We start from the raw sequence: 2076 nt of genomic DNA, 5'->3' as shown, positions 1-2076 counted from the left end.
GCCCAGCGCTGGGTAGATGGTGGCGCAAAACGTCTGCATATTGTTGATCTGGATGGAGCCGTACAGGGTGAGCCGGTCAATGCCAAAGCCATCGCGGCCATTTGTGAACGCTTTCCAGACCTGGAAATTCAGGTTGGCGGTGGCATTCGCAGCGAGGAACAAATTGAAACCTACATCCAGGCGGGGGTGCGCTATGTCATTATCGGCACCCAGGCCGTCAAGGCACCGGGCTTCGTCCGCGATGCAGCCGTCAGCTTTCCCGGCCACATCATGGTCGGCATTGACGCCCGGGATGGCAAGGTAGCCACCGAAGGCTGGTCCAAGCTGTCCCGCCACGATCCCGTGGATCTTGCCCAACATTTTGCTGCCGATGGCATCGAAGCCATTATCTACACTGATATCAGCCGCGACGGCATGTTGAGTGGACCCAATATACCCGCCACGGTAGCACTGGCGCAAGCCGTCCCGGTTCCAGTCATCGCCTCGGGAGGCATTGCCGACCTCGACCAGGTCCTGGCGCTCAAAACTCACGAAGGCGACGGAGTAATGGGTGCCATCACTGGACGGGCGATTTATGAAGGAACACTGGACTTTGCCAGTGCCCGCGCCCGGGCCGAGGCTTAGGGCCATGCTTTCCAGGCGCATCATACCCTGTCTGGATATTGACCATGGCCGCGTCGTCAAAGGGGTCCAGTTCGTCGCCCTGCGCGATGCCGGCGACCCGGTAGAAGTGGCCAAACGCTACAACGACGAAGGCGCTGACGAGCTGACTTTTCTCGATATTTCGGCCAGTTATGAACAAAGGGGCACCCTGGCAGAGGTGGTTTCGGCAGTTGCTGCCCAGGTATTCATCCCTCTGACCGTCGGTGGCGGGGTGCGCAGCGTCGAAGACATCCGCACCCTGCTGCTGGCAGGTGCGGACAAAGTCAGCATCAATAGTGCGGCCGTCAAGGAACCAGAACTGGTGCGTGCGGCGGCCCGGCGTTTTGGCAACTCCTGCATCGTGGTCGCTATTGATGCCAAACGCGTCGATGACCACTGGGAGGTATTCACCCATGGAGGCCGCCATTCCACGGGTCTCAACGCCATCACCTGGGCGCAGCAGATGGCGGACTATGGCGCCGGAGAAATCCTGCTGACCAGTATGGATCGGGACGGAACCGGCCTGGGATTTGATCTGGAGCTGACCCGCGCTGTCAGTGATGCGGTTCCGGTTCCGGTCATCGCTTCAGGTGGCGTCGGTGCCATTGAACATTTTGCCGAAGGCATTGTGCAGGGTCATGCCGACGCCGTGCTGGCCGCCAGCGTCTTTCATTTTGGGCAGTTTCGCATTGCCGAAGTCAAAGCCGAAATGGTCAAAATGGGTATTCCCATTCGGGAAAGCATCTGAAAACGCCGGATGTGCATCCAGCATCAGGCATATTGCGTAATCAATAACGAAACATACTTCGGGGGGTTATAGCGGCAATGGGTGATAACCAGTACAACGCTCTTCTGGCAGCCGTACGCTGGAATGCCGATGGCCTGGTTCCGGCCATTGCCCAGGATGCCCGCAGCGGCAGGGTCCTGATGCTCGCCTGGATGAATGCCGAAGCCTTAACAGCCACTTTGCAGGACGGGATGGGCACCTACTGGTCACGTTCCCGGCAAGCCCTCTGGCGCAAGGGCGAAAGCTCCGGCCATTTTCAGCATCTGGTCGATCTGCGCCTGGATTGTGACGGCGACACGCTGCTGATGCGGGTTATCCAGGAAGGGCCAGCCTGCCATACCGGCGAAGCCACCTGCTTTTTTCAGGGAGCACCCGGTGCCGAGGGCTGGCAGCACCTAACACCGCCTCCAGGCAGCATTCTCGACAGCCTGCAGAGTACCTTGCATCAACGTCGGCAGGCTGATCCCGGCCAGTCCTACGTCGCGCAACTGCTCCATGGCGGCCAGGACCGGATCCTGAAAAAAGTGGGCGAAGAAGCCACCGAATTTGTGCTGGCCTGCAAAAATCATGAGAAAAAACCGATTATTGCCGAGGCAGCCGACCTGCTGTTTCACCTGATGGTGGCTCTGGAGGAACAGGATTTGCAT

At 59.1% G+C, this 2076-nt stretch carries 3 protein-coding genes; all 3 read left to right on the top strand.

Annotation, left to right across the window (positions count from 1 at the left end):
* Window positions 1–624, top strand: a 624-nt coding sequence (locus AC2VLY_RS10905; RefSeq protein WP_486893222.1) for a 1-(5-phosphoribosyl)-5-[(5-phosphoribosylamino)methylideneamino] imidazole-4-carboxamide isomerase, incomplete at its 5' end; no start/stop codon positions are given.
* A 4-nt stretch (window positions 625–628) separates the two neighbouring features.
* Window positions 629–1390 carry an imidazole glycerol phosphate synthase subunit HisF gene (hisF, locus tag AC2VLY_RS10900; RefSeq protein ID WP_486893221.1) on the top strand — a complete coding sequence of 254 codons (762 nt, stop codon included), beginning with the start codon at window positions 629–631 and terminating at the stop codon, window positions 1388–1390.
* A gap of 77 nt (window positions 1391–1467) precedes the next feature.
* Window positions 1468–2076: bifunctional phosphoribosyl-AMP cyclohydrolase/phosphoribosyl-ATP diphosphatase HisIE (hisIE, locus tag AC2VLY_RS10895; RefSeq protein ID WP_486922265.1), on the top strand; the 609-nt coding region annotated here is incomplete at its 3' end.

Source organism: Acidithiobacillus sp. TH-A36 (genome assembly GCF_057473445.1).
Note: the sequence above shows the minus strand (reverse complement) of the source record. Positions and strands in the feature narration are given on the sequence as shown.